Below are 18,964 nucleotides of genomic sequence, written 5' to 3'. Positions count from 1 at the left end.
TCATTCTCCTTTTTGGGCTGTAATAATATAAATAGGGTTTAAAGCATCAAAGCGTGTTAAATGTAAAATTGGCTTGCTCCTTGAAATTTGTGCAAGGGTAACAGCAGTCTCAAATCCTCGCTCTTTAAAAGCTTTCATCGCTTCTGCTAAATTTTCAATTGTCACGGCATTTAATACGATGCGCCCTCCTGCATTTAATCGGCTGCAGCACACGTCTAAAATGGTTTCCATGCCTCCTGCTGTCCCTCCAATAAACACCGCATCAGGATCAGCAAACTCACTTAACCCTTCCGGTGCTTTTCCGTGCACAGTGTGGGCGTCTACTCGAAATTTCAATAGATTTTCTCTGCAGTTTTCTAAGTCTGCTTCATTTTTTTCCACAGCAAAAATTTGTCCTTCACGCGCAATTTTAGCCGCTTCAATTGCCACTGAACCTGTACATGTTCCGATATCCCACACGACGCTGTCTTTCTTTAGCTGCAGGGCGCTAATACTAAGTGTACGAACTTCTTTTTTAGTGATAAGTCCTTTATCCGGCTTGCGTTGAATAAATTCATCATCTTCTATTCCAAGAGGCCAAACTGGGCTTTTTTCTATCTGTTTTAATATCACGACATTAAGCGGAGAAAAGAGTTGATTCGCCGCTTCTTCCAGCGAAAGCAGCTGACAGCGCTCCGTTTTTCCACCTAAATTCTCTGCTACAAACATCTTGTATTCCGTCATGCCAAATGACAATAAGTAGTTTGCCAGAGCACTAGGAGAATTTTGCTCATCGGTTAGAATCGCCACTGTTCTATAGCCGTCAATGCGCTGAGCCAGCCCTTTTATGCTCCTGCCGTGCACGCTTGTAAAATAAGCGTCTTGCCATCGCTCCTTTAGGCGTGAGAATGCAAGCTGAATAGAACTTAAATAAGGGTATATTTCAACGTCTAGCTTCGTAGAAAGATAGCTTCCTATTCCGTAAAATAACGGATCACCTGAGGCTAACACAACCGCATTTCCTTCTTCGTTTTTTAAACGTTCAACAAGAGAAGAAAGCCCTCCTTCAATCGCCACTTTTTCTCCTTTGAATTCTTGAAAAAAATCAAGGTGACGCTTACCTCCAACTAGCACATCGCTTTCGTAAATCCACTTTTCATACATAGGAAGCAAACTTAACTTTCCATCGTCACCAATTCCAATAATTTTAATTGCCATGTTGCACCGCCTGTCCTAAAAAATCTCCTTTTAATGTGTAAAGAGACGTATCGACATCGATTCCGTCCCCTACTTCCTTTAACGCTGATAAACAGCAGTACTCGCACAGTTTTTCAAAAAACTGATGATGACCGCTTTGTGTCATTAAATCTCCCACTTGAGAAGCTGTGTTTGCACCTTTTATTTCCTCTACCAGTTCAGCAGAAGCGCCTGACTCAGAAGCTGCTTTTGCTAAAAAATTAAAATCAATGGGTGCACTTTTTGAATGAACCATCATAACGCCTTGCGCGACTTTTGAAAACTTTCCCATCATGCCTACGAGCGATACTTTTTTCATTCCTTGCTTTTTACATTGTTTTAACGTAAATCCAACAAAATCTCCCATTTCGATAAATGCTTCTTCCGGAAGATCTGGGAACTGTTTCATTCCATACTTTTCGCTTCGGCCCCCTGTCGTAATGACGACGTGCTCACAATTACTTGCTTTAGCAACGCTGATTGCCTGCACGATGCTTGCTTTATAAGCAGCTGTTGAGAACGGAACGACAATCCCCCGCGTCCCCAGTATCGAAATGCCTCCTAAAATACCTAGACGCGCATTTAATGTCTTTTTCGCCATTTCTTCTCCCTGAGGAACCGAGATGACAATCTTAACGCCTTTTTGTATATTGTATTGGGCTAAAAGCTGTTCAGCCGTTTCTTTCAGCATCTTTCTTGGAACAGGGTTAATGGCTGCTTCACCGACAGGAACCGGGAGGCCGGGCTTTGTCACACGCCCTACTCCCACTCCTCCATCAATGATAATGCCTGCACCATTACACCACGAAACTTCAGAAATAATCAGCGCTCCGTGCGTGGCATCGGGATCATCTCCAGCATCTTTAATGATGCTAGCTACAGCGCTGCTTGTGCGATACTCGCATTCTTCAAGATGAAACGTAGCAAAGCGGCCGACAGGTAGGTAAATCGTTGACTCATCTTGCACTTCTCCTGAAATTAGCGTAAGCAGAGCTGCTCTCGTGGCTGCCGTTGCACAAGCGCCCGTCGTATAGCCTTCTCTGAGTTTCTTAGGCTCTTTTGGTACTTCCTTCATGCGTTACACCTGATCTGCAAGAATTGAAATTGCATTTAATGCCGCAACCGTTACCGTACTGCCGCCTTTTCGCCCGATGTTTGTAATAAACGGCACGTCAAGTTTTGCAAGTTCTTCTTTAGATTCAGCTGCTGAAACAAATCCTACCGGCAGACCAATAACAAGCCCAGGCTTCGCTTCTCCTTCTTTAATCAAACGAATTAATTCAAGTAAAGCTGTGGGTGCGTTCCCAATTGCAAAAATTCCACCGTCTGCTTCTTTGATGGCTTTTCGCATAGAAATAATCGCACGCGTTGTATTTAAGCGCTTTGCTTCTTCCATTACGTCCGGATCTGAAATATAAACTTTGATTTCACCGCCGTGTTTTTCAATTCGCTGCTTGTTTGTTCCTACTTGCACCATTTGTACATCTGCAACCACTTGCTTGCCGCTGCGAATAGCTTTAATTCCTGCTTGAATCGCATCCGGATGAAACAGCATGCTGCGTCCAAGCTCAAAGTCTGCAGACGCATGAATTACGCGCTGAACAATTGGGTACTGTTCGTCTGTAAACGGATGAGGCCCAAGCTCTTCTGTAATCATCTCAAAACTTTTTCCTTCTATTTGCTGAGGCTGAACAGTTAACGGTTTAAATTCTGTACGAAAATCCATCTCAATCAACTCCTAGTTTGGTTTACTAAAGCATGAACCACTTCTTCAAAAGTGGAATACACGGTTCCATACTCAATTTTCGGTCGCCCAATCATAATAATATCTAAGCCTAACTCTTTGGCTGCTTCCACTTTTTCATCCACAGATCCAACTTTTCCGCTTTCTTTTGTGACCATGACCGTCACTCCGTATTGCTTATACAGCGCTCGATCAAACTCTTTTGTAAACGGCCCTTGAATAGCAATAATATTTTTTTGCGGAAATCCCAATTGCTGGCACTTTTCCATATTATCCAGCCTTGGAAGCATACGAGCAACAAGCCGTACATCTGAAAGAGGAAGCAGCTTTTCTGTAAAAACCTGCAGCGTTTTGCTGCCTGTTGTCAGCATAATAACTCCTTTTTTCTCAGCTGCTACTTCTGCTGCTTCTTCATACGTAGAAACCATCGTCATATTATCATAGGCAAAAGCCTGCGAAGCCCGCTCATAGCGTATGTAAGGAATCGCTGTTTCAGCAGCCGCGCCGATAGCATTTTTAGATGCTTCTTCTGCAAAAGGATGACTTGCATCCACAATAGCTTTTACACGATGTTCGTTTACAAAATCCATCATATCTTCTTTTTTGAGACGTCCAATTTTCACTTTCACTTCTGCACGCTGTAATTCGATAGCTGCGTTTTCGGTTACAACCGTTGCCGTAACCTCATGACCTGCTTTTTTCACTTGCACGGCTAATGCACGTGCATCGCTAGTTCCGGCTAACAATAAAATCATTTTAGCTCGCCGACCTTATCTTCATGGTGGTCGTGGTCATGATGGTGATCGTGGTGATGGTGTCCGTGATCATGGTCATGATCGTGATGATGGTGGTGATCAATATGCTCCATAATGCCGAGGCGATATTGACACGTATCGCAGTTCATTTTCACTTCACCTTCTAATCCTTCTTCAGCACGTTCTTTTAAAATTGTCTGCAGTTTTGGATGAAAACCGAAATAGCCGGCTAGCTTAAACTCGATGTTTTCATGCTGCATTTTATACTGCTTCACCATTTCTTCTAATCGCTTAATTAGTACTCCTGTAAATAAGAAATACGGGAGAATAACCACTTTTTTAGCGCCCAGTTTTAAACATCGCTCTACCCCTTCATCAATCAGTGGAGCAGTCACGCCCATAAAAGAAGTTTCAACGATTTTATAGTTTGTTTTTTCCCAAAGAAGGCGCGTAATTTTATATAGATCACTGTTTGCATCAGGATCACTTCCTCCTCGCCCTAAGACAATAACAGCCGTGTCTTCAGCTGGAGTTTCTAAATTCTCTCCTGATTCTTGTAATCTCGTTTTTAAAATTTCCAGGGCTTCTTCATGAACGCCAATGGGACGTCCGTATACGAAGTTTACGTGTGGATATTTTTCCTTAGCTTCATCTATAGCCGCCGGAATATGTATTTTAGAGTGGCCGGCAGGCAAGAGCATAATTGGAATTACAACTACATCTTTTGCTCCTTTTGCCACACATGTATCAATGCCTTGACTTACATTTGGGCGTTCAAATTCTAGAAAACACGTTTCTACTAAAATAGATGCGTCCCAATCATGCTTCATAGTCGAAATAAATTCGCGAATTTGATCGTTCCCTTCAGGATCTCTGCTTCCATGACCGACAAATAAAACTGATTTCATATAATGCCCTCCTATTTTTTAATCTCCACACGGAGCTGGTTCTACTTTTATTTTTGGTGTTATATCTTGATAGTCGAATCCATAAACGTTCTTCACACGCTTAAAGAATTTATGAAATCGCTCATTAGGATGACCTTTTTCTTTATATTCATGGACAATGTTCTCGACTATTTCAATAATGTCATCAGGTGCTATGCCTTCCGCCACAATTTGACCTGAATGCGCATTGCGTCCAACCGTTTTAGCTCCTAAAAATAAATCAAACGCACCTTTTCTATAGACAATGCCGATATCTTCTTGAACTGCGCCATAGCAGGCCATGCCGCATCCATTAATACCAAGCTTCAGCTCTTTTGGCATGTCCATTCCCCCGAGGCGCTTTTGTAATTCTTCCGTATGTGGAATAGCATCGCTTTTTTCTCCGTCACAAAAATCACACGCTTTGATTGTGAACACATCTCCGACCGGAGATAGTAAAAAGGAAGCTGCTTGGAGCTTTTTAATAATCACATCTGGCTGAGTCGTTGGGATTTGCAGTTTGATTTGATGGTCAGGTGTATACTCCATCGTACCTTTTTCACCAACAACTTCTGCTAGTGTTGTCATTTGAACAGGCGTGAATTTCTTATTTGCAAGTCCTGGACTAACCGCCACTTCGAAAATGGACTGTATTGGCTGATGTACGACCGCAGAAGTAGGTTCACCTAAAATTGCTTGAAGCGCTTCTTCTGCAAGAACTCGTGAAGTTGCTGTTTCTTCTGGTGTGGTCTGAACTGCTTCAATAGCTGAAGCTGTTTGCTTTACAGTCTCTTCTTGATCGAGAGCCCACGGTTCCGCTTCTTTTCGAAGTCGCTGATGCGGTCTTAGCGGCTGCTCCGTTTGGTTAAGGGTATATTTCCGCTGATATCCGCGCGGTGTAATCATTAAATCGTCGTAAAAAAACGTAGATGAATTCCCGACAACAACGGTAGTCAGCATGCCAATTTCATGATTTAACATGTCTTTTAAGTTGGTCATTACGACTTCTTCACGGTCACGATAAGCGCTTTTCACAAGACCAACAGGCGTATCAGGAGAACGGTACTTTAATAGAATCCTCTGTGCTTCAACAATTTGTCTTGTTCGTCTTCCGCTTTTTGGATTGTAAAAAGCCACTACAAAATCTGCTTGTGCAGCTGCTTCGATTCTTTTTTCGATTAGTTCCCATGGCGTAAGGTGGTCACTTAAACTAATTGTACAAGCATCATGCATCACGGGCGCTCCAAGGAGGGATGCGCATGAATTAATAGCCGAAATGCCAGGAATTACTTCCAGCTCTACGCCCGTTTCTTTTTTCCAACCTTTTTCAATCAACACTTCATACACAAGGCCTGCCATTCCATATACTCCTGCATCTCCGCTTGAAATGACAGCCACGGTTTTTCCTGCTTCAGCTTGCTTTACAGCTTCTTGTGCACGGCTTACTTCTTCGGTCATTCCCGTACTAATAATTTGCTGATTCGTTAACAGTCCTTGAATTAATTCCACATAGGTTTTGTAACCGATGATCATATCACTTTCTTGAATGGCTTCTCTTGCTCGCTGTGTAATATGTTCAAAGCTTCCCGGCCCAAATCCGATAACTAACAGTTTACCTTTCATGCTAGCTCCTCCTTTATGCGTTACTTTTTACTTTATCAATTCCTTCTATGGAGTCACTGTTTTCCGGAGAAACGAAACCATTTTGATCATATTCATAAATAATCGATTCCTTTATACTGCAGCCTCCTGCTAAATGTTCTTCGACAATCCGGTGAGCCACGGTTTCAGTGACCTGCTTGTACCAATCTCCTGAAGGATACACAATAGCTACAGGAGCATCTTTACATCGTCCGTTACAGCGTGTACGCGTTGTATGAACCGTTTCATCCAACTCCAGTTCCGTCACTTTATTTCGAATAGCTTGGGTGGCTTCTTCTCCACCTTTTCTCATACAGCTGCTTCCATTACAAATCAATACGTGATGTTTTGTTCCGTTTAAGTTCCACGTCGTCACACTCATTCGCTCCTTTACTAAAAAAAGCGCCTCTATCAATGATAGAGGCGCAGAAAAATTCAAACTAAGTTTTTGCACTTCCACCTATATCCCGTAGGGTAAGCTTCGCATTAAAGAAAGGCTGGTTTCCTGACTTCGATTCATCACTTGACTGCGCCTTCCCGAATACAGTGGCATATGCAATCAGCTCATCTTCACAGTGGCGGGTACCGCGCTGGCTTCACACCAGACTTCCCATTTAACACAATGTAAACATTGCGCACCTTTTTTGCACGATATGTAGTTTTACGACATGAGAAAAACCCGCTTCGCTAATATGCGAGCGGGTAAAACGTCAGAATAAGAGTGTACACGAATGCCACTTTAAGCCAACGTTTCCCTTCCCGCTCCCCGGAGAAATAGAAACTTCACAATAAAGACAGGTCTCCTGACTTGTGTATCATTCTACTTGAGAACCTTCCCGTGATTTTTCCACAGTGGTTATACTCGTTCGTCCACACTTACAGTTGCGGGGGCAGTACTGGTCTTTCACCAGTTTCCCTATTAAGCCTTCTTGGCATCTTTGTTGTTGCTGTTTGATATATATGAACCTTTTAAACTATCAGAATAATAGAAGTAACTACCATATCATAGCGTACATTTTTTTTTATTTCAACTCTATTCTTTTCGAAAGATACAAGCATCTATAAAAAAACAAGAGCATAAAGTCAGCTCTTGTTTTTTCATTATATAGCTACTAATGTTAAATGAGGATCGTTATAATACACCACTTCTGAAAGAACTTTACAGCCATTTGTTTTGGCAAAAGCTTCTCTCGCCTGCTTTTCAGTTTCAAATTCAAACATTTTCATTTCTTTTCCAGCATATACCGTCAGTACCCACATGAAAAGATTCGCCTCCGATTATTGTAGTGATCGTTATATCCACATTATGCCGAAACCATTTCCTTTTGAAAACCCATTCTACAAAACTTGTCACAAGAAACTTTTAAAAATTTAAAAACATTTTAACTTCTGTAAATGAACAAAATGTACAAAAGGTTTAAGCAATATTATACCTCTTTAAAAAGGTGCTTTTTAACCAACTGTTGCTTCACCAGTAAAAAATATATAGTATTTATTTAAAAAAAAGAAGCCGGACAGCCGGCTTCTTTTTTAGGAAAGGAAAGTACAGACATCACAATCCCGTACTTCTCTTTATTTTGCATAAAAATACACTAATTAAATATTCCTTTCTTAAAACAGAACCATGTTCGACTGCACATAGTGATAAAGAAGCTTATACGTATGGTTTAATGAATCTTGATGCGTTCTCTCAAACGCATGAGAAGAATCAATTCCTGGACCAATTAAGCCGTGTACGATATCATGTCCAGCACGAATAGCAGCAGAAGCATCTGACCCGTAAAACGGATAAATATCTAATTTGTACTGAATATCATGCTGCTTAGCTAGCTCCACCAAATGCTTTCTCAAACCGTAATGATATGGGCCGCTTGAATCTTTTACACAAATAGACACGGTGTATTCATCGGTAGATTGTCCATCTCCCATAGCACCCATATCAACCGCTAAGTATTCTACTGTTTGAGGTGTAATGTTCGAATTTCCTCCGTATCCAATTTCTTCGTTATTTGAAATGAGAAAATGCGTAGTGTATGGCAGTTCGATCTGTTCTTCTTGAATTGTTTTCATGAGCTGAAGCAATAAAGCTACGCTTGCTTTATCATCGAGATGACGAGATTTAATAAAACCGCTTTTTGTTATTTCTACACGAGGATCAAACGAAACAAAGTCGCCGACTTCAATTCCAAGGCTGCGAACATCTTCTGCGCTATGTACTTTTTCATCCAATCGAATTTCTATATTTTCTTGATTTCGCTCAGCTTTCCCTGCATCTTTATACACATGAACAGATGTTTGATGCATAAGGATGGTTCCTGTAAATACTTCTCCTGATGAAGTTTCAATTTCACAATATTCTCCTTCAATAGAATTGTAACGAAACCCTCCAATCAAGTCGATTTTCAGACGTCCACTCGGTTTGATTTCTTTTACCATAGCACCTAATGTATCGACATGAGCCGTCAGCATCCGGTGGTGATCTGTATCTTTACCGGGAATAGTAGCGACTAAGCCTCCTTTTCGATTGCGATACGTTTGAATATTTAGCTCTTTTACATAGTCTTCGACAAATGAAATTACCTTTTCTGTATTTCCAGAAGGACTGGGAATCGAAACAAGCTTTTTAATTAACTGAACAGTTTCCGTCATTATGACACTTCCTTTGTCTCTCATTTCTTTTATTTTACCATATGTTTCAAAAAAGATAACAGGCAGCTCCAAACAAAACAAGCCGGGCAGCTGCCCGGCTTGTTTGTTTTAAGCTATGTTTGATTTCTTTAATTCATTTGTATAATTTAATGATTTTTGCTTATCAAATTCGCCTTCAGACTTCGACATCACAATTGCAGCTAAAGCATTTCCTACTACGTTAACTGTGGTACGCATCATATCAAGAATGCGGTCAATTCCTGCAATAAATGCCATGCCTTCAAGAGGGAAGCCCATAGATTCAAGTGTAGCAAGTACAACTACAAACGATGCCCCTGGTACACCAGCCATTCCTTTTGAAGTTAACATTAGCACAAGAAGGAGCTGAATTTGATCCATAATGGAAAGGTCGATGCCGTACATTTGAGCAATAAATAGCGATGCCAGGGCCTGATAAATGGTTGAACCATCTAAGTTAAACGTGTAGCCTGTTGGAATAACAAACGATGTAACCGATTTAGAACAACCGAAGTCTTCCATCTTTTTGATAAGAGATGGTAAAACGGCTTCTGAACTTGCCGTTGTAAAAGCAAGAAGCAGCTCGTCTTTTAACACTTTTATCAGCGTAAACATGCTTGTTCCAGCCATTTTAGCAATAATTCCAAGAACCACAAGCACAAAGAAAATCATGGTGAAGTAAACGGCGAACACTAATTTTCCTAATGGAATAAGTGATCCGACACCAAACTTTATAATATTAACACCAATAAGTGCAAATACACCTACTGGAGCAAATTTCATCACCAAATTAGTTACCCAAAACATTGCATCCAAGACGCCTTCAAAAAAGGCTAAAACAGGTTTTCCTCTCTCTCCAATCGAAGCTACGCCTACACCAAACAGTACGGAAAATAAAATGATTGGTAAAAGATCGCCTTCTGCTACGGATTGAAAGACGTTTGTCGGAACAATATGAAGAAGCTCTTGAGCAATCCCTGTACTTTCAGACGTTTTTGCCGTTGCCTCATATTGAGAAATATCGCTTTTTTCAATATGTCCCATATCAACCCCTGCACCAGGGTGGAATAAGTTCGCGGCAATAATCCCCACTACAATAGCAATGGTTGTAACAATTTCAAAATAAAGAATTGTTTTTCCGCCAAGCTTACCTAATTTTTTGATATCGCCTACTCCTGCGACCGCTACGATTAATGCTGAAATCACAATCGGTACGACAATCATCTTAATTAAATGAATAAATATGTCTCCAACCGGCTGTAAAATAGAAATGGCTGTATCGCTTCCATAAAAAATTGCACCTACAGCTACGCCTAAAATCAGTCCAATTAGAATCTGAGTTGCTAGACCTAACCTTTTCACTTTCTTGCTCCTTTCGCACAGTTGACTTTCATCCATCGAGCATATGCGGTTCCGCGAACCGTGTATAAATATACATCCTTACAGCACCTTATGTAAACAATTCTTTACTAAAAGGGTGTAAGGCCGCACATGCGAATTTTTAAAAGCCACGGTTCTGTTTTATCATATCAAATAATTGTTGTATATTGAGATTTTTTTGCTAAGTATTTTTCTATTTTTGCTATTTCAGCGAATAAATTAAAAAAATAAAATTTTATATTGAAATATGCATTTTAGGTTAGTATAATACGATACATGTTTATTTTTATTATTCGAATATAAAATTCTGAAAATTTTAATTATTCAACACGATAATAAAAAGCATTTATAATTTTGGAGGTTTTAACGTGTCAAACAAAGTTCCTTTTTCATTTATAGTGGTTATTGGCTTTATGCTTTTTGCCCTATTCTTCGGTGCAGGTAATTTAATCTTCCCTGCAATGTTAGGTCAGTCTGCTGGAAGCAATATTTGGTCAGCAAACGCTGGATTTTTAGTAACGGGTGTAGGTCTGCCTCTTCTAGGCGTTCTCGCATTTGGTTTTTCCGGAAAAGAGGATTTGCAGTCTTTAGCTAGTCGCGTACACCCAGCTTTCGGTATTATCTTTACTACGATTTTATACTTGGCAATCGGACCGCTTTTTGCGATGCCAAGAACGGGAAGCGTTTCGTTCGAAATTGGCGTTAAGCCTTTTTTATCAGAAAATCCAGGGCATCTTCCCCTTATTATTTTCACGGTAATTTTCTTTACTATTACCTGCTTTTTTTCGCTAAATCCTGCGAAAATTGTCGATTTAGTAGGAAAAGTTTTAACACCTATTAAATTAACGTTTATTGGAATATTGGTAGTTGTAGCTGTTGTGAACCCAATTGGAAAATTTGAAGCACCAAGCGAAGCTTATACAACACACTCATTTTTTAAAGGCTTCCAAGAAGGCTACTTAACAATGGATACACTAGCATCATTTGTTTTTGGAATTATTATTATTAATGCAATTAAAGAAAAAGGAGCAAAAACTAACCGACAAATCATCACAATTTGTGCAAAAGCTACGGCTATCGCTGCCGTTATTTTAGCTCTTATTTATAGTGCATTGTCCTATATGGGTGCTTCAAGCGTATCAGAGCTTGGACGTCTTGATAACGGAGGTACGGTTTTGGCTGAAGTATCAAATTACTACTTTGGCTCTTATGGAGGAATTCTTTTAGGTCTGATGATTACCGTTGCTTGTTTAACGACAAGTGTAGGCCTTGTAACATCTTGTTCATCTTTCTTCCATAAGCTGTTTCCAAGGGTTTCTTATAAGTTGATTGCTGTCATTTTATCAGCATTCAGCGCTGTTGTAGCAAACTTTGGTTTAACGGAATTAATCGCTATTTCGGTTCCGGTCTTAACAGCTATTTATCCGTTAGCTATTGTGTTAATTGCTTTAACATTCTTACATCCTTTATTTAAAGGACGTTCTGAAGTTTACCAAGTAAGCCTTCTGTTCACGTTTATCGTTAGTTTATTTGATGGCTTAAATGCTGCTGGATTCAAAATTGCGGCAGTAAACGATCTGTTTACATCGATCCTACCTATGTATGGAGTGGGTCTCGGCTGGGTAGTTCCTGCTATTGTAGGAGGATTAATCGGTCTTGGCATTACCTTCCTTCGTACAAATGATAATACGAACAGAAACACTTCAAGAAAATTGATTAAATAAAAAAGAGGATGCGAGTGCATCCTCTTTTTATTATGGCGTCTTATGAGTAAGGAGTTTTTTTCTCCATTAACTTCACTTCTTCTTTTAACACATGTTTTTCGTATAGATATTTATCCGTTCGTTGAAAATGATATTTATCAGCTTTTTCTTTTTCAGATGTGGTCAAAAGCACTCGACGATCAGAAGCATCTGACACACCAAACGTTTCGTTTTGATAAGTAGCATACGGAGCTACAAAAAACACTTCTTCAACAGCATCACGAGGAACTTCTTTTGTAAAAGTCGTGTCATTGTATGAAATGAATCCATTTGCTACATCGCCTTTATCATAGCTAATCAGCTTTACACACCCGTTTTCCGTTTCATAACATTCGTAATCCCGTTCATTATATGCTGCATACAAACCTTTTCGAATCACAAAAAACCAGTCCTTTACAGTGGATTAGCAACCGCTGGCACAAATCGTTTTTCTTCTGCCACATAGGTAGCTAAAAGTACTTCTTCCCCATTTACCACTTGGTATAGTTCCGCTCCGTTTGCTGGTGGATAATAGTTATCAAATTTGAACTCTGGAACGGTTTCCCCGTTTCGAGATCCTGTAAACCCATTAAGCGTACATGGAGGTCCGTCTATTGTTTTTCCTCCGAACACAGTTCCGTAGGGAATATCAACATGGCTTACCGCTTGCGATTTGAATTTGATTACACCGTACGTCGATCCTTCTTCAGGAAACGGCCTTTTACCTGAACCATCGGTGTAATCTAAACGTAAGCTTTCAACAAAATCTTTGTACGAAGCAATATCATGAACATCTTCAGCTTTAGCTACATATCCTCCCACTGCCGTATAAGATCCATCTACATACTTTTCAATATCTTTAGCAGGGATCGTTTTTTGCAGCAGCGTATCTTTTGTAAGGGGTGAAACAGAGTCACGTATAGCCTTCATTACTTCTATTTCATGAGAAGTTAATGTTTTAGCATCCTTTAATTTTAGTTCATTAAACTCCTTTTTTGTAAGATTAACGCGCTTCAGCACTTCATTAATTTTTTGATCGAAATCTTCTAAGCTTTCTAAATCTGAAGCCGTATAATGAGCATCAACTGTCCTTACATCTTTATGTACTTTTTTAACTTCATTTAATTCATACTGTTCTACTTCATCAGCCGTTTTAAACGTTTCAACGCTTGAAATGGTTTTGCCATTCGTATCAGCTACAACGTAACCGTCTTCAGCTTTTATCACATATCCGACTTCTCCGTTACCTAACGCAATTAAGTCTGACTGTTGAAAAGCGGCTTTCTCTTTTTCTTTTTGAAATTCCTTATCTGTCATTCCCTTAGTAACGAGAGCTTTAAGTTCTGATATGTCTTTACTGTCTTTTTGATTTGCTTCTACTTTCTCAGCTGTAACTGATGAAGTTTCTGTATTAGATGGAGAATGAGTGACCGTCCCGATGACAAAAATAAGACCAAACACAATCCCTATGCCATACAAAAATTTGCTTGTTTTATGAGCTCTAAATAAAATTCCTAACACAATGCAAACAATACCCGCAATCAAGCTATCTACTAATAATAGATGTCTCAGCCAAACCCCTCCTCTTTAATTCTTATTTATGTTAAAAAAATCCACAAAAGAGGTCAATACAATTAATGTAAATAAAGTTTTAAATAGGAATATATTCATAATTATTACTAATTAATCCCTTTTAGTAGGTCTCAAAAATAAAACACACCACCTAAAAATAGATGGTGTGTGAAGTATAGTAAGTAATTAAGAAATTTGTTTAAGTTCTGATGAGAGTTTTAAAAACTCTTCTTTATTTTTCATCAATAGCGTGCGGTCGATTTCTTCTTTTAGCTGTGCTTTACGAAATTCTGCAATCGCCTTGTCTAAAATCATCTCAGCGAATAATGCATCAAGCACCTTTCCGTTGGATTTTTGCGGTGAATTAAGTAAATTCTTTTTCATAAGAAATCAACTCCTTGGCTTTTTTATAATATAACACAAATATTCTGACTTTTCAATTATTTAAACCAAGTATTTTAAATCTATTTTTTTTACATAAAAAGGCCGCCCTTTTGTTATAAAGCGCGGCCTTTTATTACGAATCTGAGGCTTTTTCTTTTACTTCCGCATAGTAATTTTCATATTCAATAAATTCAGGAGCTTGATGAGCTGCCATGATACCGTGGTAGCTGATATCTAAGCCCACTTCTTCTTCTTCTTCCGTAGATCGAAGCGGAACCACCAAGGAAATAACCTTTAACCCTATCCACGTCGTAATAAATCCCCAAGCGCATAGAGCGATTAACCCAAGAAGTTGAACTCCAAGTAACGTCCAGCCTCCTCCTGTAAACACACCGCCGTCTGTAGAAAACAAACCTACAGCCAACGTGCCCCATATTCCCGAAGCAGCGTGTACAGGAAAAGCTCCTACAGGATCGTCGATTTGACGTGCTTCGAGCCAGTTTGTAGCTGCCATCATTAATAAGCCAGATACAGCTCCAATAAAAATAGCAGATGGTGTGTTAACAAAAGCGCACCCGGCCGTAATGCCAACCAGTCCAGCAAGCGATCCATTTATTACAGAAGGTGCATCTGAACGGTTGTAGCGAAATAAAGTATAAAATAAAGTAGCTGCTCCGCCTGCTGCTGCTGATAACATTGTGACAATAGCAATGTGACCAATTCTAACGTCAGTGGCACTTAGCGTACTTCCTGCGTTAAACCCGAACCATCCAAACCATAATAAAAAAGCACCCACTGATGCAAGCGGCAAATTGCTGGGAAGAGAAACAGAACTAATTCCATTTTTCGTGAACTTCCCTTTTCTCGGTCCAATCATTATTGCAGCTGCTAAAGCTGAAAAACCACCAAGAGCATGGATAACTGCCGAACCGGCAAAATCAAGCATCCCTAACTTACTAATCCATCCGCCTCCCCAGATCCAGTGGCCGGCTATAGGATAGATAAATGTAGTCATCAAAATCGCATATAAAAGGTATGCACGGAAATTAATTCGTTCTGCCACTGCTCCAGAAACGATAGAAATGACCGCAATAACAAATGCACATTGAAACAACCAAAACGTTTCAAGCCCAATTGGAAAGTCAAGGTGCGATAAATTACCTGATAGCGCAAAACCGCTTTTACCGACAACTCCGCCTAAATCATCTCCGTACATTAATCCAAAACCAATTAAATAGAAACAAAGCGTTCCTATTGTAATATCAGCGAATACTTTCATAATAATATTCACACTATTTTTGTAGCGGACAAAACCTGCCTCTAGCAAGGCAAAGCCGCCTTCCATTAACAAAATCATCGCCGCTGTTAACACGACCCACGTTGTATTTATCCCTAAACTTAGTTCATTAACACTCATATCCCAACGCCTCCACTGCTTTTTAATCGTTTTATTTCTTGTACAATAGCAGGCGAAAGTGTAATTTCACTTGTTTCTTCATTTTCCGCTTTTATTATTTCAAGAACTTCATGAAGTTCTCGCATTTGTGCTTTAAGGTGATCAATTTTTTTAAAGCGTTCCTTTACGTATACCATATACTCGACCGCTTGATGCTGACTTAAAGGACGCCCGGTAAAAAATTTACGAAACGGCGATAGTGATTGATACCAAGCTTCTTCAGCACGTTTCTTCTCTTCGTATTTACTAATTTTCGCTTTTATATCTTCTATTTCTTGTGCTTTAGCTTCTTTTAACTTCATTATAAATTCAATTAATTTTAATTGAGGCAATGTAATGACCACATTATGATAAAGTTCATCCACTATAACCATGTTATATCTCCTTACATAAGATGTTATATTCTGATTATATGTAGAACACTATAGTAAGTCAATGTAATTTTTTGAAAACTCTTTAAATAGTAAATGCGCCCTATCTTTTTAATACTTATAGAATATTAAGTCCGTATGTGTTGAAATATGACGTTATTTGTTTTATCGTAGGAAGAGGAATCATGTTAGTTCCCTATTTTAATTTTATTTACCTAGGCAATTATTCACTTTATTTCTTATAAACTTTTATTAAACAAAGGGTTACGAGGTTCTTCACTTATTTTTTCAACGAAATGAGTTGATTTTATCTCGTATTAAAATTAAAATAGAATTATGTGCAAGATTTCACAACTTCACAATGTAGTTTGAAAGTCTAGCAGATAACTAGGAACTACATATGCAACAGTATCCAGCAAAGGAGGACTTTTCATGTCTCAATCAACTATTCAAAAATCAGCTGCAGAGGAAAATGCTGCTGTACAAACAGAAGCGGCAGTTAACAAAGGTCAAGCGGATGTGTTAGATCAATTGTTAAAGCCTGAAGTACAAGAAGCTCTTACTGTTCTTGTAGATAATTTACCAAAATTATCTGAAATGGTAACGGTGCTTACAAAAACTTACGACGTTGCGCAATCATTATTAACTGACGACGTATTAAAAGAAGATCTACTTGGTGGAGTAAAAGAATTTATCGAGCCGGTAGAAGGAACAGTAAAAGGTCTTGCAGCTACTGCAATCGAAGCAAACGATCGTGCAGAAGCAAATGCTTCTAATTCAATCGGTTTATTCGGTTTATTACGCATGCTTAAAGATCCACAAGCTCAAAAACTATTCCGCTTTGCACAAGCGTATTTAGACATTACAAACGAAAAACAAAAATAATTTTCATTAAAAAGTGTGGACGGAGGATCGACTATGTCAAAACATATTTTAATTTTAGGCGGCGGTTACGGTGGTTTATTAACTGCAATGACAGCTCGCCAACACCTAAGTGCGGATGAAGCAAAAATTACAGTAGTGAACCGTTTTGCTACTCACCAAATCATTACAGAATTACACCGTCTAGCTGTAGGCGGCGTTTCTGAACAAGCGGTAGCTTTACCACTTGATAAATTACTTAAAAACTACAACGTTGATTTAAAAATTGCAACGGTAAAAGAAATCTCACCAGATCAACGTGAAGTATCTCTTGAAGATGGTACAAAATTAAGCTACGACTACCTTGTTACAGCTTTAGGTAGTGAAACTGCTTACTTCGGTATCCCTGGTTTAGAAGAGCACAGCTTCGTTCTTAAATCAGTAAATGATGCAAACCGTTTACGTGCACACGTAGAAGCTTGTATCGCTGAATACAGCAAAACAAAAAATAAAGCTGACGGTACAATCGTAGTTGGCGGCGGCGGATTAACAGGTATCGAACTTGTTGGTGAATACGCTGACTTAATGCCAAGCCTATGTCTAAAACACGGTGTTGATCCAAAAGAAATTTCTCTATACTGTGTAGAAGCAGCTCCTACAGTTCTTCCAGGCTTCCCTGCTGAATTAGTAGAGCGCGCTCAATCAAGCTTAACAAAACGTGGCGTTACATTTGTTACTGGTACACCTGTAACAAAAATGGATGCTACAACTGTTGAACTTAAAGACGGCAGCAAAATTGAAACAAAAACAATGGTATGGACTGGCGGAGTTCAAGGTAATTCTGTAGTTGCTAACTCAGGTATCGAAGTAAACCGCGGTCGTGCACTTGTAAATGAATTCTTACAATCTACATCTCATAAAGATGTATTCCTTGCTGGTGACTCAGCGGTTGTAATGGGTCCAGAAGGTCGCCCTTACCCACCTACTGCTCAATTAGCTTGGCAAATGGGTGAAGTTGTAGGCGTGAACTTAGCAGTAGCTATTCGCGGCGGAGCAATGGAATCATTCGTTCCTGTCTTCTCTGGTACACTAGGAAGTCTTGGACGCAAAGATGCAATTGGTACAATCGGCGGAAACAAAACGCAATTAAAAGGTTTACCAGCATCACTTATGAAAGAAGCAAGTAACGTTCGTTACTTATCTCATATCAAAGGATTATTTGCATTAGCTTATTAATCCGTCTTAAAACGAAAGAGGAATTCTCCTCTTTCGTTTTTTTATTTACATAAGCCAAGAAATAAGAAGCGGCAGCGTAATCAACGATAAAATAGCACTAATGACAAAAGCAGAGGCGGTTTCGTTTTCCAAGCTTTCAAACCGCAAAGCAATCATCGCAGCTACAGCAGACCCAGGAAAAGCTACCAGCAAAATAGCTTTTGTCACTTCATCTGAAGATAATCCTATCCATACTGCAATTCCGAGCATAACGATGGGTTGAACCGCTACTTTTAAGACGGCGATCCCAAGCGCACCTTTACTGAAGTTAATTTTTCCAATTCCAATCGTTACTCCTACTGCAAACAAAGCTGCTCCCGATGTGATACTTCCGATTTGATCAAGCATATCCTGTAAAAGTTTAGGTGACTGAAAGCCGCAAAGCGTTAAAATCACTCCAATTAACGGTACACATGCCAAAGGCTCAGATAAACCATGCAAAATGGAATGAACCGTTACTTTGAATAAACTTGTTTTCTCTTCCCCTTCTTTTCGCCCCCGTTGTCCAACGGTTCCTAAAATCGTTGCCAGCGGGTCTAAAATCGCGTTTACTACGATTCCTGTTATGGCAATTGGAATCGCTACGGCGCCTGCACCGAACAATCCTCCGAGTACTGGAATGCCCATAAAAGCAAACGTTGGCTGAGCTGAGTTTAGGGCAAACATAGAAGAAGAAGTTAACGTATGCTTCCCTGCATACTTCACGACGAGCAATATAATGATGTAAAACCCGACGATTCCTAAAATCAGCGCTACTAAAAACGGCCATTCGTCTATGAGTGTTTTTCTTGGAGTTGTCGTTACACCTACAAATAAGTGTGCAGGAAGCGCAAACTTCGTTACTAATGTGTTGAGCCCCTTAGACGTTTGCTTATCAAATTTTTTAAAGTGCCCTGCTAAATAACCAAGCAAAATGACAAAAAAGATAGGCGCGAGAATGAGAAAAATTTGACCTATGCTCATTTATCATTCACC

General features: G+C 39.5%; 19 protein-coding genes and 2 riboswitches. Of the genes, 3 read left to right on the top strand and 16 right to left on the bottom strand.

What is annotated here, in order from left to right; all coding sequences use genetic code 11:
* The 10 genes from cbiE to AC0C45_RS17075 all read right to left on the bottom strand — a co-directional run bounded on the left by cbiE (position 1) and on the right by AC0C45_RS17075 (position 10,310).
* Positions 1-1,197: a precorrin-6y C5,15-methyltransferase (decarboxylating) subunit CbiE gene (gene cbiE / locus AC0C45_RS17120; protein WP_237892361.1), complete on the bottom strand. Its 1,197-nt coding sequence runs from the start codon at positions 1,195-1,197 to the stop codon at positions 1-3.
* Entirely contained in the window at positions 1,187-2,290 is a 1,104-nt protein-coding gene (locus AC0C45_RS17115; protein WP_034651550.1) for a cobalt-precorrin-5B (C(1))-methyltransferase, read from the bottom strand. Before AC0C45_RS17115 ends, cbiE begins: the two co-directional genes overlap by 11 nt.
* A gap of 3 nt (positions 2,291-2,293) precedes the next feature.
* Entirely contained in the window at positions 2,294-2,941 is a 648-nt protein-coding gene (locus AC0C45_RS17110; protein ID WP_013083415.1) for a precorrin-8X methylmutase, read from the bottom strand.
* A 5-nt stretch (positions 2,942-2,946) separates the two neighbouring features.
* Positions 2,947-3,714: a precorrin-6A reductase gene (cobK, locus tag AC0C45_RS17105; RefSeq protein ID WP_034651546.1), complete on the bottom strand. Its 768-nt coding sequence runs from the start codon at positions 3,712-3,714 to the stop codon at positions 2,947-2,949.
* Positions 3,711-4,622: a sirohydrochlorin chelatase gene (locus AC0C45_RS17100; protein ID WP_047933570.1), complete on the bottom strand. Its 912-nt coding sequence runs from the start codon at positions 4,620-4,622 to the stop codon at positions 3,711-3,713. The genes cobK and AC0C45_RS17100 overlap by 4 nt, the downstream gene beginning before the upstream one ends.
* An 18-nt stretch (positions 4,623-4,640) precedes the next feature.
* Complete coding sequence (gene cobJ, locus AC0C45_RS17095) at positions 4,641-6,263, bottom strand: precorrin-3B C(17)-methyltransferase (protein ID WP_047933569.1); 1,623 nt, start codon at positions 6,261-6,263, stop codon at positions 4,641-4,643.
* A 13-nt stretch (positions 6,264-6,276) separates the two neighbouring features.
* Positions 6,277-6,657 (bottom strand): (2Fe-2S) ferredoxin domain-containing protein, encoded by a 381-nt coding sequence (locus AC0C45_RS17090; RefSeq protein WP_171777152.1) that lies wholly within the window; start codon positions 6,655-6,657, stop codon positions 6,277-6,279.
* A 102-nt stretch (positions 6,658-6,759) separates the two neighbouring features.
* Positions 6,760-6,939: riboswitch (cobalamin riboswitch) on the bottom strand.
* 118 nt (positions 6,940-7,057) lie between these two features.
* Positions 7,058-7,236: riboswitch (cobalamin riboswitch) on the bottom strand.
* Positions 7,237-7,382: 146 nt separating this feature from the next.
* Positions 7,383-7,541: a hypothetical protein gene (locus tag AC0C45_RS17085; RefSeq protein ID WP_013057318.1), complete on the bottom strand. Its 159-nt coding sequence runs from the start codon at positions 7,539-7,541 to the stop codon at positions 7,383-7,385.
* 351 nt (positions 7,542-7,892) lie between these two features.
* Positions 7,893-8,930, bottom strand: coding sequence for a M42 family metallopeptidase (locus AC0C45_RS17080; protein ID WP_016764372.1), 1,038 nt, complete (start codon positions 8,928-8,930; stop codon positions 7,893-7,895).
* A 108-nt stretch (positions 8,931-9,038) separates the two neighbouring features.
* A complete protein-coding gene (locus AC0C45_RS17075) occupies positions 9,039-10,310 on the bottom strand; it encodes a cation:dicarboxylate symporter family transporter (protein ID WP_014459829.1) in 1,272 nt (423 codons plus the stop codon).
* A 386-nt stretch (positions 10,311-10,696) separates the two neighbouring features.
* Between AC0C45_RS17075 and brnQ the strand changes: the two genes are divergently transcribed.
* A complete protein-coding gene (gene brnQ, locus AC0C45_RS17070; protein ID WP_034651532.1) occupies positions 10,697-12,052 on the top strand; it encodes a branched-chain amino acid transport system II carrier protein in 1,356 nt (451 codons plus the stop codon).
* A gap of 40 nt (positions 12,053-12,092) precedes the next feature.
* Here brnQ and AC0C45_RS17065 read toward each other — a convergent pair whose 3' ends face one another.
* From AC0C45_RS17065 to AC0C45_RS17045, 5 genes are all read right to left on the bottom strand, one after another.
* Complete coding sequence (locus AC0C45_RS17065) at positions 12,093-12,470, bottom strand: hypothetical protein (RefSeq protein WP_016764375.1); 378 nt, start codon at positions 12,468-12,470, stop codon at positions 12,093-12,095.
* A 14-nt stretch (positions 12,471-12,484) separates the two neighbouring features.
* Positions 12,485-13,615, bottom strand: coding sequence for a hypothetical protein (locus AC0C45_RS17060; protein WP_472928333.1), 1,131 nt, complete (start codon positions 13,613-13,615; stop codon positions 12,485-12,487).
* A gap of 213 nt (positions 13,616-13,828) precedes the next feature.
* On the bottom strand, positions 13,829-14,026 hold the full coding sequence (locus tag AC0C45_RS17055) for an IDEAL domain-containing protein (protein WP_013057324.1): 198 nt from the start codon (positions 14,024-14,026) through the stop codon (positions 13,829-13,831).
* Positions 14,027-14,159: 133 nt separating this feature from the next.
* Positions 14,160-15,443, bottom strand: a complete 1,284-nt coding sequence (locus tag AC0C45_RS17050) for an ammonium transporter (RefSeq protein ID WP_237892364.1) — start codon at positions 15,441-15,443, stop codon at positions 14,160-14,162.
* Positions 15,440-15,856 carry a hypothetical protein gene (locus AC0C45_RS17045; RefSeq protein ID WP_237892365.1) on the bottom strand — a complete coding sequence of 139 codons (417 nt, stop codon included), beginning with the start codon at positions 15,854-15,856 and terminating at the stop codon, positions 15,440-15,442. The genes AC0C45_RS17050 and AC0C45_RS17045 overlap by 4 nt, the downstream gene beginning before the upstream one ends.
* A 429-nt stretch (positions 15,857-16,285) precedes the next feature.
* Between AC0C45_RS17045 and AC0C45_RS17040 the strand changes: the two genes are divergently transcribed.
* Together AC0C45_RS17040 and AC0C45_RS17035 are read left to right on the top strand one after the other, a co-directional pair.
* Positions 16,286-16,738 (top strand): DUF1641 domain-containing protein, encoded by a 453-nt coding sequence (locus AC0C45_RS17040; protein ID WP_013057327.1) that lies wholly within the window; start codon positions 16,286-16,288, stop codon positions 16,736-16,738.
* A gap of 33 nt (positions 16,739-16,771) precedes the next feature.
* Positions 16,772-17,950: an NAD(P)/FAD-dependent oxidoreductase gene (locus AC0C45_RS17035; protein WP_013057328.1), complete on the top strand. Its 1,179-nt coding sequence runs from the start codon at positions 16,772-16,774 to the stop codon at positions 17,948-17,950.
* 45 nt (positions 17,951-17,995) lie between these two features.
* Here AC0C45_RS17035 and AC0C45_RS17030 read toward each other — a convergent pair whose 3' ends face one another.
* Entirely contained in the window at positions 17,996-18,952 is a 957-nt protein-coding gene (locus tag AC0C45_RS17030; protein WP_237892366.1) for an AEC family transporter, read from the bottom strand.
* Positions 18,953-18,964 lie beyond the last annotated feature (12 nt).

This window comes from Priestia sp. VA7 (assembly GCF_055710015.1).
The sequence above is the reverse complement of the archived record's forward strand: the minus strand, read 5'-3'. Positions and strand labels throughout refer to the sequence as shown.